General features: G+C 37.8%; 10 protein-coding genes. 4 read left to right on the forward strand and 6 right to left on the reverse strand.

What is annotated here, in order from left to right:
- The first annotated feature begins 86 nt into the window (after nt 1-86).
- The 3 genes from LACDD01_RS10930 to LACDD01_RS10940 are packed head-to-tail and all read left to right on the forward strand — an operon-like array spanning nt 87 to nt 2,707.
- A complete protein-coding gene (locus LACDD01_RS10930; RefSeq protein WP_061415244.1) occupies nt 87-1,085 on the forward strand; it encodes an LTA glycolipid anchor biosynthesis glycosyltransferase, IagA/BgsA family in 999 nt (332 codons plus the stop codon).
- Between the two features lie 12 nt (nt 1,086-1,097).
- Nucleotides 1,098-2,432: a glycosyltransferase family 4 protein gene (locus LACDD01_RS10935; protein WP_061415247.1), complete on the forward strand. Its 1,335-nt coding sequence runs from the start codon at nt 1,098-1,100 to the stop codon at nt 2,430-2,432.
- Between the two features lie 50 nt (nt 2,433-2,482).
- Nucleotides 2,483-2,707 (forward strand): DUF1797 family protein, encoded by a 225-nt coding sequence (locus LACDD01_RS10940; RefSeq protein ID WP_003133519.1) that lies wholly within the window; start codon nt 2,483-2,485, stop codon nt 2,705-2,707.
- 28 nt (nt 2,708-2,735) lie between these two features.
- Here LACDD01_RS10940 and LACDD01_RS10945 read toward each other — a convergent pair whose 3' ends face one another.
- The 4 genes from LACDD01_RS10945 to tgt all read right to left on the reverse strand — a co-directional run bounded on the left by LACDD01_RS10945 (nt 2,736) and on the right by tgt (nt 7,999).
- Nucleotides 2,736-3,785, reverse strand: coding sequence for a BMP family lipoprotein (locus LACDD01_RS10945; RefSeq protein ID WP_061415248.1), 1,050 nt, complete (start codon nt 3,783-3,785; stop codon nt 2,736-2,738).
- 157 nt (nt 3,786-3,942) lie between these two features.
- The gene (locus LACDD01_RS10950) at nt 3,943-4,692 is read right to left on the reverse strand and encodes a tRNA1(Val) (adenine(37)-N6)-methyltransferase (RefSeq protein ID WP_019291572.1); all 750 of its coding nucleotides are present in this window, start codon (nt 4,690-4,692) and stop codon (nt 3,943-3,945) included.
- An 84-nt stretch (nt 4,693-4,776) separates the two neighbouring features.
- On the reverse strand, nt 4,777-6,744 hold the full coding sequence (locus LACDD01_RS10955) for an alpha-amylase family glycosyl hydrolase (RefSeq protein WP_061415250.1): 1,968 nt from the start codon (nt 6,742-6,744) through the stop codon (nt 4,777-4,779).
- Nucleotides 6,745-6,850: 106 nt separating this feature from the next.
- A complete protein-coding gene (tgt, locus tag LACDD01_RS10960; protein ID WP_061415252.1) occupies nt 6,851-7,999 on the reverse strand; it encodes a tRNA guanosine(34) transglycosylase Tgt in 1,149 nt (382 codons plus the stop codon).
- 134 nt (nt 8,000-8,133) lie between these two features.
- On the opposite strand from tgt, the gene LACDD01_RS10965 reads away from it, so the two are divergent.
- Nucleotides 8,134-8,868, forward strand: a complete 735-nt coding sequence (locus tag LACDD01_RS10965) for a DUF975 family protein (protein WP_019292988.1) — start codon at nt 8,134-8,136, stop codon at nt 8,866-8,868.
- Nucleotides 8,869-8,878: 10 nt separating this feature from the next.
- Here LACDD01_RS10965 and LACDD01_RS10970 read toward each other — a convergent pair whose 3' ends face one another.
- Both LACDD01_RS10970 and polA read right to left on the reverse strand, forming a co-directional pair.
- The gene (locus LACDD01_RS10970) at nt 8,879-10,057 is read right to left on the reverse strand and encodes an MFS transporter (RefSeq protein WP_061415259.1); all 1,179 of its coding nucleotides are present in this window, start codon (nt 10,055-10,057) and stop codon (nt 8,879-8,881) included.
- Between the two features lie 547 nt (nt 10,058-10,604).
- Nucleotides 10,605-13,220 carry a DNA polymerase I gene (polA, locus tag LACDD01_RS10975; RefSeq protein ID WP_061415261.1) on the reverse strand — a complete coding sequence of 872 codons (2,616 nt, stop codon included), beginning with the start codon at nt 13,218-13,220 and terminating at the stop codon, nt 10,605-10,607.
- Nucleotides 13,221-13,276 lie beyond the last annotated feature (56 nt).

Below are 13,276 nucleotides of genomic sequence, written 5' to 3' on the forward strand. Positions count from 1 at the left end.
TCCCTTGAAACAGGGGATTTTTTGATAAGGAATTATAATAAATATTTATTTTTTGTTAATAGAATTATGGTAAAATAGTGATAAGCATGAAAATATTACTTTATTTAGAAGCCGAACAAATTTTGAGCCGCTCAGGAATTGGTCGTGCAATGAAACATCAACAAAGAGCATTAGATTTAATGCAAGTAGAGTGGACCCAAAATCCCAATGAGGACTATGACATTCTCCATCTCAATACTTATGGGCCTCAAAGTTGGCGGATGCTCAAAAAAGCCAAAAAAGCTGGAAAAAAAGTTATCTTCCATGGACACTCTACAGAGGAAGATTTCCGAGATTCATTTCTCGGTTCTAACTTAATTGCACCTCTGTTTAAACGCTATTTGATGCGTTTTTATCGTAAAGCTGATTTGGTGATCACGCCTACAGACTATTCAGCTGGACTTTTACGTGGGTACGGCTTGACTTGTCCTATCTTGCCCATCTCCAATGGGATTGATTTGAACAAATATCAAGCTAAACCTGAGAAAGAGGAAGCTTTCCGTCAATATTTTAAGATTAAAGACGAACAAAAAGTGGTCATTTGTGCCGGACTTTATTTCAAACGGAAGGGCATTGACGATTTCATTAAAGTTGCCGAAAAAATGCCAAATGTTCAGTTCATCTGGTTCGGCTATCAAAACCTTTGGACCATCCCTGGATGGGTACGTCGAATCGTTAAAAAGAACCATCCTGATAATGTACGCTTCCCCGGCTATATCAAAGGAGATATCTATGAAGGAGCAATGACTGCTGCTGATGCCTTCTTCTTTCCTTCACGTGAGGAAACCGAAGGTATTGTAGTTTTAGAAGCACTGGCCAGTCATCAAGATGTTGTGGTACGCGATATACCAGTTTATAAAGGATGGCTCGATACCACATCAGCTAGTTTAGCCACAGATGTTGATGGTTTTGTAGCTGAGCTCGAAAAAGTACTGAACGGCACAATTGATAAAACAGAAAAAGGCTATCAAGTTGCACAAACACGCGCCATTGAACATGTCGCTGCTGAACTCGCTGCTGCTTATCGCCAAACTTTGGAGTTATAAAAGAGAAAGACTATGAGAATCGGAATTTTTACAGACAGCTACTTCCCACAAATTAGTGGTGTGGCTACAAGTATTCAAAGCTTAACTATTGAGTTAGAAAAACTCGGACATCAGGTTTTTATCTTTACTACAACAGATCCACACGCTGATGTCGATCATGAACCTGAAAATATCATACGTTTCCAAAGTGTGCCATTTGTATCACTTGCTGAACGTAAGATTGTAATCAAGGGAGTTTTTGCTGCTTATCAGATTGCACAAACTTACCAGCTTGATATTATCCACACACAAACAGAGTTTGGTATGGGACTCTTAGGAAAAATGGTCGCACAACAGCTTCAAATTCCTGTCATCCATACTTTACATACAAAATATGAGGATTACGTCCATTATATTGCTAAGGGCCACTTGATACGCCCTAGTATGGTGAAGTATATCATCAAAAACTTCCTTCGAGGTAGTGAGGCTATAATTTGCCCCAGCCAAATGGTCTTAGATACTGTCAATGGCTACGGTATCGACTTACCTAAACGAATTATTCCTACAGGGATTGATTTGTCTCGTTTCAAACGAGATGAAATTACTCACGAGGAGATTCAAGATCTACGTCATAGCTTAGGACTTAAAGATGATGAAACAATGCTTCTTAGCCTCTCACGAATTGCGGCGGAGAAAAACATTCAAGCAGTTGTGGCAGCCATGCCACAGTTGGTTGAACAAATTGCTGTAAAATTGGTCATTGTCGGAGATGGTCCATATATGAAGAATCTCCAAGATCAAGTGGCTGAGCTAGGGATGGAAGAATACGTTGTCTTTACAGGGGCTGTAGAAAATACCAAAACGGCTTACTACTATAAAGCCGCAGACTTCTTCATTTCAGCCTCAACTTCTGAAACGCAAGGTTTAACTTATCTTGAAGCACTAGCTGCCGGCACACGTGTTTTAGCAACCGTAAACCCATATCTCACAGAGCTTATTGATGATAAGGAGTTTGGCCGACTCTTTGCTTCTGATGAAGAAATCGTTGATACGGTCGTCGCAGCGGTACAAGAAAGTCAAACACTTGATCAAGAAAAATTTGCTAAAAAATTGTACGAAATTTCTGCAGAAAACTTCGCACAACAAGTCTATAACTTCTATCAAGACACCATTGTTGAATATCAAGCACGTAAAAATTCTGAGCATTTTTTAGAAGAATTTGATGTGGTTACTCAAAAATGGTCAAGACAAATGAAACGTTCTATTCGTAGAGAAAAAATTAGGGCGCAATATTTAACAAAAAAAGCAACTAAACTCGCTAAAAATCTACAGAATTATGTTAAAATAGATAAAGAAAATATGAAATAAGGCTTGTGGGACAATTAAAAGGTCCCTTAAAATAAGCATTGGAGGAAATAATGAAATCACATTTGATGGCAATCATGGATCGTTTGAATCGTTTGATTGAAACGGCTGATCCAAAAGAAACTTACAACTTTGAGCGCGAAGGTGAAGTTATTGCAACTGTAAGCTTCGTGCCAGAAGAAACTGCCTTTTCTATCAAATATCCAAAACAAAAAGATGTTGCTATCTTTGATGATATCGACCTTGTAGCGATTGAACTTTACGATATGATTTATTAAACAAAAAAACCATCTTTGATGGTTTTTTTTATTTTTCCGGTACTGTAACTTTACCATCAATAATATTTTGTTTTGCTACTTCAACTTCTTTCCAAGTTTTATCTGACAAGTTGTCTTTGGCAAGGCTAACCCCTCCATTTTTTAGGTTGTAGTTAAGAACTTGTCCGCCAGGAAATTTACCATCCTTGGTTTTGTTCGCAATATCTTTTACAGCAACACCAACTTCTTTAACAGATGAAGCCAAGACAAAGTTCGAATCTTTTCCGTCTTTAGATTTATAATTTCCAAGATACTCTTGATCTTGGTCTACTCCAATAACCCACACTTTATCTGCTTCATTTTTTGTAGCATTAAGAGCTTTAGCTTCAGAAAAGACACCGGCACCAGAACCACCTGCTGCTTGATAAATAACATCATTACCTGAACCATACATTGCTGCAGCTATTGTTTTGCCTTTGGCTGCATCAGTAAAAGTACCCGCGTACTGTACTTCAATTTTTATATCAGGGTTAATTGATTTTACCCCAGCGGTGAAACCTTTTTCAAATGCAGTGATAATATCCGATTGCATCCCGCCTACAAAACCAACTTTATCTGTTTTGGTGGTTTTTGCTGCAGCTACACCTGCAAGATAAGCTGCTTCTTGATCTGCGAAAGTTGCTGAGGCAACATTGTCTTGATCTTTTATCACTGAATCAATAATTGTAAATTTTGTATCACGATTATTTTTTGCTGCCTGCGATGTTGCTTCTTGGAGGTCGAATCCAACACCGAATACTAAACCATAACCTGCCGAAACAGCGGAGTTAAAGTTGGTTGTATATTCAGAAACAGCACTTGCGTTAAAGTAGTTGATACCTTTTGATTGTGACAAACCGTTTTCCTTGCCCCACTCTTGTAGGCCTTCCCAAGCGGATTGATTAAATGAACGGTCATCTACCCCACCTGTACTTGGAACAAGTGCTACCTTTAAGTCTGTTGCAGCACCCGCTGATTCACTATTACGTCCACGACAGCCAGCTAGAATAGTTACGGAGGCAAGTGCAAGTGCACCAAGTGTTAAAATTCGTTTATTCATTAAATAAAATTCTCCCAAAATTTAATAGATACCTACTATAACATAAGAATAGATTTTTTGAAAATATTTTCTCGTAAAAATCGTATTTTTGTAAAATTTTACATTTTTTCTTATAAAAAATACCAGATAATCTCTGGCATAATCAATCTTAAAACGTTTATGCTTTACCATAATAGATTTTGCGAATTTCTTCTGTATAAGCGCCATCCTCTCCGTGTACAATCAAAGGCGGAAGAAAAACTTCTCCCCCTGCTTTCCCATCTTTAATCGCATCAATCAGTAGTATATTTGCTGCTTGATTGGCTTTTGGGTAAACAAACTGAATGCGTTTGGGAATCAGATTATGAGCCCTCATTTTATCTATAATCTCAAAAAAACGATCGGGACGATGGACCAGAGCCAAATGACCATTTGTTTTTAAAAGACGCTTGCTGGTTTCAAAAATTTCATCAAGATTTGTCGCTAACTCATGGCGTGCAAGTGTGTAATGGTGATTATTATTAATATGGCTCGCTTCATCCAGCTTAAAATATGGTGGGTTACAAAAAATTAAATCAACTGTTGAGGTATTGATATAGTCTAAAGACTTGTTCAAGTTATCATTGATAACAGTCATTTGTTCTTGTAAGCCATTTAGTTTAATGGAGCGCTGTGCCATTTCTGCTAGACGTTCTTGCAATTCAATTTCTGTAATATGTGCATTAGTCATTGAGCTGGCAAAAAGGCCCACTGCTCCATTTCCCGCACACATATCCACAATTTTTCCTTTTTTTGGAAGGCGTGGAAATCTTGCAAGGAGAATAGCATCAATCGAAAAGGAAAAAACCTCTCGACTTTGAATAATCTGGACATTCGATGCCGCGATTTGATCTATACGTTCACCAGCTTTTAATTCGATTTTAGTCATTCTTCTATTATACAATTTTCATTTCTAAAATTCTTGATGAAAAGCAGATAGACAAAAAAAGCGAGACAATGCTCGCTCTAACTTTTACAATTGAAAGACCATCGCTGTGCGTGCAGCTAATGAAAGTTTAAGTTTTCCCGTTTCTTTTTGATAAGAAAAGCTTGATCGAGGACCAAATCCTCCATATTTTCGATCATCTGTATCGAGAAGAAATGTCGGAGGATTAGGCACATCGAGCTGGAGTCGTTGTTCCATGGTCGGATGGAAATTAAGAACGAACAGCAAATTTCCCTTACGATAAGCTAAAAGCTTATTCTCATTTTTTATCCAGTATTGTTGCAAGCTATCACTTTGTTTCAAAAAGTGATAGTTTTTTTCTAAAGCAATCATGTCATGATCGAACTTGAGCAGGTATTGGTAACGCAAATGCTCCTTTGCTGCGAGAGACCATTGACGACGAGCATGTTGAAAACTATCATGATTGCCTTCTCTTGGAAAATCCAACCACTCTGGATGACCAAATTCATTTCCCATAAAGTTGAGGTAGCCTTCTCCGGCTAAACTAAAGGTAATCAAGCGTACTATTTTATGCAAGGCAACGGCGCGATCAACCACCATTGATTCACTGTGGATATCCATCGCATCATAGATTGCTTCATTGGCCAGCCACATCATGAGCGTCTTATCTCCAACCAAAGCCTGATCATGACTTTCCACATAGCCAATGTTCTTTTCTCCGGGACGTCGTGTGGTTAATTCCCACCAAAGTTGCATTAAATCAAGGTCCTCATCAGATTTTTCTTTAAATTGCTTAATCCAATAATCCGGCACCCCCATCGAAAGGCGATAGTCAAAACCAATCCCTCCCTCAGAGATAGGAAGTGCCATTCCTGGCATGGCTGACATATCTTCTGCAATCAGTGTTACCTGTGGATTCACTTGATGGACAAGTTCAGTAGCCAGCATAAGATAAACAACTGCTTCAATGTCTGTCTCTGTTGAAAAATACTTCTTATAACTATCAAAGCTTGTCCCTAGTCCATGATGATGATACAACATACTCGTGACCCCATCAAAGCGGAAACCATCAAAATGATAAGTCTCTAACCAAAACTTGAGGTTAGATAAAAGAAAGTGAATAACTTCATCTTTACCATAGTTAAACAACTTTGTGTTCCAAGCTGCATGTTCGCCACGCGCGCCTTGATGAAAGTACTGATCACTACTTCCATCAAAAAGATTCAGACCGTCTCCAACATTTTTTACAGCATGTGAATGGACCACATCCAATAAAACACGAAGTCCCATCCCATGTGCTGTATCAATCAAAGCCATCAAATCTTCAGGTTTTCCGAAACGGCTTGATATTGCAAAAAAGTTAGAAACTTGATAACCAAAGCTTGCATATAAAGGATGCTCCATAATAGCCATAAGCTGAATCGTATTATAGCCCGCTGCCTTAATACGAGGTAAAACATCCCGTGTAAACTCTTGATAAGTATTTATTTTATGCTCTTCACTAGAAATTCCAATATGAGCTTCATAAATAAGTGGTGCTTCCTCTTCTAAGAGAGGCGAAGAATGCTGAAATTGATATTGTGGGGCAACAATCACACCGTCCAGTTCGAAATGTTCATTTTGAACAGCATAGAGCGCATAAGAAGGCACTCTATAAACTTCAGCTCCGTTGATAACAAGTTTAACCTTTACCTTGGAACCAAGTGGTAAATCTCCTGGTACAGCTATTTCCCATACACCACCATAAGCTGCCTTTAGTTCATGTTTGTCTGTCCAATCGTTAAAGTCCCCTACTAAAAAAGCTTTTTCAGCATGAGGCGCCCATTCACGGAAAGTCCAATACTCTTTTTCTTGTTGAAAGCCAAAATATTTATGACCATTGGCAAAATCTGTAAGTTTCCCCTCCATTCCTAGCAATCTCTTCTTCGTTCTTGAAAATTCAAATAAGCGGTAGGATAAGTCCTCCTTATATGGTTCTAGGTATGGATCATACTGCAAAATATTTAACATTCTGAGAAACCTCCTCTTAATCATGGTGACAATCTTTCCCTTATTTTACCATTTTTAGATGTTGGATTATATTTTTATGAGGGATTTAAACAAAAACAGAGAAAACGTAAATTTTCTCTGTTTTTTATTTTTAAAAGTTCTTAGCATTTGGCTTATTATAGCCGTATTTTTCACAAAAATCTTCTCTGAATTCTAGAAGATTATCATCCATGATAGCTTGACGAACATTTGTCATCAAGTTAATCAAGAAATGTAAATTATGGTAGCTTAAAAGGCGCAGACCAAAAGTTTCGTCAGCCTTGAATAAATGACGCAAGTAAGCACGGGTGTAGTTTGAGCAGCAATAGCAATCACATTCTGGATCAAGAGGTGTGAAGTCAAGCTCATATTTGGCATTTTTAATATTCACACGGCCGAAACTTGTCATTGCGGTACCATTACGAGCAATACGTGTGGGTAGTACACAGTCAAACATGTCTACACCACGAATGACACCGTCAATCAAACTATCAGGTGCACCAACACCCATCAAATAACGTGGTTTATCTTCTGGTAAAAGCGGTGTTGTAAAGTCAAGTACGGCATTCATCTCAGCGTGAGACTCACCTACAGCAAGTCCACCAATAGAATAACCAGGGAAATCCATGCTGACGAGATCACGCGCAGATTGGCGGCGTAAATCTTCAAAGCCAGCACCTTGCACAATACCAAAAAGTCCTTGATCATGTGGGCGTTGATGCGCTTTTAGGCCACGCTCTGCCCAGCGGGATGTACGTTCCACAGAAGCTTTGACGTAATCATAAGGTTGATAGAAAGGTGGACATTCATCAAAGCTCATCATGATATCAGAACCTAAATTATTTTGGATAGAAGTCGCTTTTTCTGGATTGAGGAAAAGTTCGCGACCGTCGAGATGGCTTTTAAACTTAACTCCCTCTTCACTGATATTTTTCTTGTTTTGTACTAAAGAATAGACTTGGAAGCCACCACTATCTGTTAAAATAGGCTGATCCCAGTTCATAAATTTGTGCAAGCCGCCTGCTTGAGCAACAAGCTCATCGCCTGGTCGAAGCCACAAATGATAGGTGTTGGCAAGAATAATCCCAGAACCCATCTCTTTAAGTTCTTCTGGGGATTGTGTCTTAACCGTGGCTTGTGTTCCTACAGGCATGAACATAGGTGTTGGAAAAGTCCCATGTGGCGTTATAATTTCACCGAGACGCGCGCCTGTATGTTTTTCTTTTTTAATCAGTCTGTATTTTATTGCATGTTCAGTCATGTAAACTCCTTTAAACTTCTACAAGTATACCAAATTTCTTTGATTTTGCCCAGCCAGTCTATAACCTCCTTTCTCTAAAAGTTTTTGGTTGTGAAGCCCCATCTTTTATGGTATTCTAAGAAATGGAGGATACTATGAAGTTTAAAGATTTAAAAGAAAGAGCTAAGGATGCTCTGAGAGAAAACTTTGGTGCCAAATTACGTTTGTTCTTAATTCCAATTTTCTGGGGAATTATCTCAACAAACATGACTTACCAATCAAATTATAATTCCAATATGGATACAGTCAATAATTTTGATGCCAATACTATTACAACAGGACTATTACTTTCTATACTCATAGGAATACTTATCGGCGGGCTGATTGGCCTCATGATTTCGGTCATTATAGATGTTATCACTGTGGGTGCGCGTTTCAACTACATTAAAATATACCGTGGCGAAAGAGAAAATCCACGCTTTAAAAATGTCTTTACTCCTTTTAAAGACGGCAGTTGGACAAAAATCTTTGTTCTTCACTTAGTGACTGCACTCCTCATTGGTCTTTTAACAGTGACGATTATTGGTATCCCTTTTGCTATCTATCTTGGCCTAGGTTGGTCACAAAAAGATTACATTCTTTTTGACCAATTAGAATCTGGGACTTATACTGGTATTTGGGGCGTGCTCAATGCCTCTGCTCAAGTAATGCGTGGCTCACGTGGGGATTATTTCCTCTTCTTGTTGAGCTTCATCTTATGGTATATCCTCTCAGGTATTACTTTAGGTCTTGCTAAATTCTGGACAACCCCATATATCGAAATGTCTACTATCGCTTATTATCAAAACTTAATCGATACGAAGAGAAACATGAATCAAACTGCATATTAAAAAGAAGCTCTTACTGAGCTTCTTTTTTTACTTTTTTCCCATGGGTGAAATAATAGATAACAATGATTAAAATGATAAATATTGCTGATGCATAATACAGATTACGATAACCTAAAAATGGAACGAGAAGCCCCATGATGAAAGGACCAAAACCTACACCCATATCTAAAAAGCCAAAAAATGTCGATGTGGCTACACCTAAACGATCAACGCCTGAGCTACGTATTGCAATAGCTTGACCAAAAGGTGAAAATGAGCCATAACCCAGTCCAATAAAAATAGCTGCCACCAGTAGAATGATTGAAGACTGTGCCCAACCGATCAGTACCAAGCCAATTGCAAAAAAGATAAAGACAGGGTACATCACATAATTATCACCCTTGATATCAAAGATACGACCAGTTACAGGGCGTGAAACCAATATTGCTAAGGCATAAATAAGGAAGAACAGGGATCCAGCTGTTGCAAGCCCAATTTCTGAGGAATAAGTATTCATAAATGCCAAAATACTTGAATAAGCAATACCTATCAGCATCCCTATTACAGAAATAGAAACAGCTTTCTTTTCAAAATAATTTGACCAAGAAAATTTCTTCTTAATACTTTCTGAACTAGCTACAGTTGTATGAGGCGCTTTAATAAAGAAGATACCAATAAGTGCAAGTAGCAAGAGCACATTTGAAAGATGAATTAAGAGTGTAAAACCATATTTACCATAAAGAAACATGGAGAGGAAAGGACCGATAGCTGAAGACATCGTTACCGATAAAGCATAATAACCGATACCTTCCCCTCGCCGAGAAGAAGGAACCGTTGCTCCTGCTAAAGTCCCTGAAGCTGTTGTTGCTATACCAAAACCAATACCATGTAGGAAACGAAGAACGAGCAAGCTCTCAACACTTGGTACAAGATAGTATACCAAACCAAAGAGCAAATAAATGCTTGTTCCCATAAAGAGCATTTTCTTAACACCCCATTTTGCAATGTTGTTCCCCGCCCAAAGACGTGCAAATAAGCTACCTACAATGAAAAGACCTGTCAAAATTCCGGCTGTACCCGCAGAAGCATTATACTTTGCCATCGCATGTGTACCAATAACAATCGTTGGAATATAAAATACTAAATAATATATAAAATTGAGTAGCATATTAATAATAAAACTTGGTGTCCATAACTTTTCTTTTTTCATTTTTCTCCTTCACTTGTATCCGCTATCAATCAAATAAAAAGCAGGAAAACTCCCGTTTCCGAGAGCTTATCCTAGCATTTTTTGATTATAGCTTAATTTTAGTTACATATTATTATATCATTTTTCTGCCTATTTTAATTTCCTGAAGCTTCACATTTGCCTCACCTGTTCGTCTACATAAGTTTTACGAACAACAAAGGAGAGTTTTAAAATTCATTCGAAAGACTGATTGTCCCTAGATTTTAGAATGTTATAATAAAGATATAAATAAATCGAGAGGGTTAACGACTATGCTATTCTTATTATTCTTTATTCTATGCACTTATCTATTTCTCAAGGGCTTTGTTAAGTTCATCTTGCCATTGCTTCTTTTTATCTTCCTTGCAAAACTTTTTCTGGGCGGACTCTTTCTCTTCTTCAATACTCATTTCCTTTTCACACTAGCGATTATTGCCTTCTTCATCTGGTTAATTCGTACGGTAAGCAGTCAAAACTACTAAAAAACACTCTCTATTGTTAGAGAGTGTTTTTTTCTATTTTTAAAAATTTATTTTGCTTCATACCAGCTGTCGCCCGTATTTTCATCTGCAAGTAAGGGAACATTTAACTCTACTGCAGATTCCATAGTTTGTTTCACCAAGTTTTGAACCGCCGTAAGTTCTTCCTTAGGTACTTCAAGAATAATCTCATCGTGAACTTGTAGCAATAATTTGGCTTTAAACTTGCCTTCTGACAATGCTGCATCAAGATTAATCATGGCAATTTTCAAGATATCTCCGGCTGACCCTTGAATCGGGGCATTAATTGCTTGACGTTCTGCACCTTGTCGCACCATAAAGTTGCGATTATTGATTTCTGGCAGTTTACGCCGGCGATTAAACATCGTGCTTACATAGCCTTTATCCTTGGCTTCACGTTTTGTTTCCGCTATATAATTGGCAACTCCAGGATAACGTTCAAAGTAAGCTTGGATCATCTCTGCTGCTTCCTTATTGGAAATACTCAAGCGTTTAGCAAGTCCGTATTCTGTTTCTCCATAGGAGATACCAAAATTGACAGCTTTCGCATTGCGACGATCGTTAGGCGTAACATTTTCAGGCTTGTCTATGTTGAAAACACGCATTGCTGTACTGCTATGAATGTCAGCACCATGATTAAAAGCATCAATAAGATGTTCATCTTTAGACATATGTGCCAAAACCCGAAGTTCAATTTGCGAATAGTCGGAACTCAAAAGAATATTATCTTCAGCTGCGACAAAAGCTTTACGAATCAAGCGTCCAGCTTCTAGGCGTACTGGAATATTCTGCAGATTTGGATCAATCGAGGAGAGACGACCTGTTTGCGTTAAATCTTGAACATATCGTGTATGGATACGACCATCTTCAGCTATTTGCGGAATCAACCCTTGCACGTAAGTGGATTGAATTTTTGATATTTGACGATATTCGAGTATTTTGGCTACTAGTTCATAGTCTTGAGCCAAGTTTTCTAAAATATCTGCTGCTGTTGAATAGCCTGTCTTTGTTTTTTTACCATGCGGCAACTGTAATTTTTCAAAAAGAATGACTCCAAGTTGCTTAGGCGAATTAATATTAAATTCCTCACCTGCAAGTTCATAAATTTTTTCAGTTAAATCAGCAATCATCTTCTGATTTGCCGCACCAATTTCTTCTAAGGTACTCACTTCAGCAGCTATTCCTGCTATTTCCATTTTAGCTAACACGTTGGCCAAGGGAAGTTCCATTTCTGTCAAAAGATGATATTGTTCATTTTCCTCGAGATTTTGGATCATTACCGCTTTCGTTGTAGCTAAGACATGAATTTTACCTGCCAAATGTTTGAAAAGAATTTCATCTTCAGGAATACGACGTTTTGCTCCTTTGCCGTAAACTTCTTCATCAGTAGATATATACTTGTTAGCAAATAATCGACCAATAGTTTCAACCTTATTATCTTCTGTTGTAGAAATAAGATATTTAGCTAACATACTGTCGTACTTGGCTGTCGGTAGTTCAATACCTAAGCGATGAAGCAAAACTTTATTTTTCTTAAAATCATATGTATTTTTAGGAAAAGGGAAATTCTTTAGGAGTTCTGTATTCTTTGATACAAAAACTTTTTCTTCATTTCCCCAAGCAAACCCAATGATGTCTTCTTTGTGGTAATTCTCATTTAAAATTTCAATATAAAAGAAATCATCTTTGTCCACTAAAATATCTGTTGCATCTTCCACAACTTCAAAACTAAGCGTAACTTCATCTGCTTCTGCCGTTTCAAGTTTGGCTTTGAATTGCGCAAATCCCATCTCATCATAAAACTTGATCAATTCTGCTGCATCCACAGGCTTAATCAAAGTATCAGCAAGATCAATTTCAATCGGAGATTTCGTATCAATCGTTGCAAGAGTACGAGATAAAAAGGCCATTTCACGGTCAGCAATAAGATTTTCCTTCATCTTACTTTTCTTAAGTGAATCAATATTCTCATAGAGATTATCAATAGATCCCCACTCTTGAAGCAACTTCATAGCCGTCTTTTCGCCGACTTTTGTTACACCTGGATAATTATCCGAGCTATCACCCATCAAACCTTTAAGATCAATAAACTGCTGTGGCGTTAAGCCCGTTTTTTCCAATAAATAAGCCGGTGTAAAGCTTTCAAACTCAGCCACACCTTTTTTCGAAATTTCGACTGTCGTATTTGAGTCCACTAACTGAATCAAATCCTTATCCCCAGTTACGATTGTAACATCATAATCGCCAGCTTCAGGGAGTTCAGCCATTTTATCTAAAGTACCAATAATGTCATCTGCTTCATAGTTTTTAAGCTCATAATGATTATAGCCTAACTTTTCAATCAGCTCCTTAATAAAAGGCAATTGTTCGCGGAATTCATCTGGTGTACGTGCTCGCCCATCTTTGTAAGCAGAAAACATTTCCGTTCTAAAGGTTGTTTTTCCTGCATCAAATGCAATCAGAACATGATTAGGTTCTAATCTTTCGACCAAATTATTAAGCATAAGATGAAAGCCATATATCGCATTGGTATGTAAGCCACTCGGAGCCACAAAACGATCTACTTGATTATAGAGGGCGAAAAAAGCCCTGAATGCTAATGAAGAACCATCAATAAGCAGTAATTTATTTTTCTTGTTTTCCATAACTCCTATTATACCTTAAATTTATAAAAAAAAGAAGCCTTAGCTTCTTTACTTCA

This window comes from Lactococcus sp. DD01, assembly GCF_001578715.1.
GTDB classification, from domain to species: Bacteria; Bacillota; Bacilli; order Lactobacillales; family Streptococcaceae; genus Lactococcus; species Lactococcus petauri.

Coding starts and splice junctions, on each gene's coding strand:
- LACDD01_RS10950 (WP_019291572.1), bottom strand. CDS start 4,692: ATGACTAAAATCGAATTAAAAGCTGGTGAACGTATAGATCAAATCGCG.
- polA (WP_061415261.1), bottom strand. CDS start 13,220: ATGGAAAACAAGAAAAATAAATTACTGCTTATTGATGGTTCTTCATTA.
- LACDD01_RS10955 (WP_061415250.1), bottom strand. CDS start 6,744: ATGATTAAGAGGAGGTTTCTCAGAATGTTAAATATTTTGCAGTATGAT.
- LACDD01_RS10970 (WP_061415259.1), bottom strand. CDS start 10,057: ATGAAAAAAGAAAAGTTATGGACACCAAGTTTTATTATTAATATGCTA.
- LACDD01_RS10930 (WP_061415244.1), top strand. CDS start 87: ATGAAAATATTACTTTATTTAGAAGCCGAACAAATTTTGAGCCGCTCA.
- tgt (WP_061415252.1), bottom strand. CDS start 7,999: ATGACTGAACATGCAATAAAATACAGACTGATTAAAAAAGAAAAACAT.
- LACDD01_RS10965 (WP_019292988.1), top strand. CDS start 8,134: ATGAAGTTTAAAGATTTAAAAGAAAGAGCTAAGGATGCTCTGAGAGAA.
- LACDD01_RS10945 (WP_061415248.1), bottom strand. CDS start 3,785: ATGAATAAACGAATTTTAACACTTGGTGCACTTGCACTTGCCTCCGTA.
- LACDD01_RS10940 (WP_003133519.1), top strand. CDS start 2,483: ATGAAATCACATTTGATGGCAATCATGGATCGTTTGAATCGTTTGATT.
- LACDD01_RS10935 (WP_061415247.1), top strand. CDS start 1,098: ATGAGAATCGGAATTTTTACAGACAGCTACTTCCCACAAATTAGTGGT.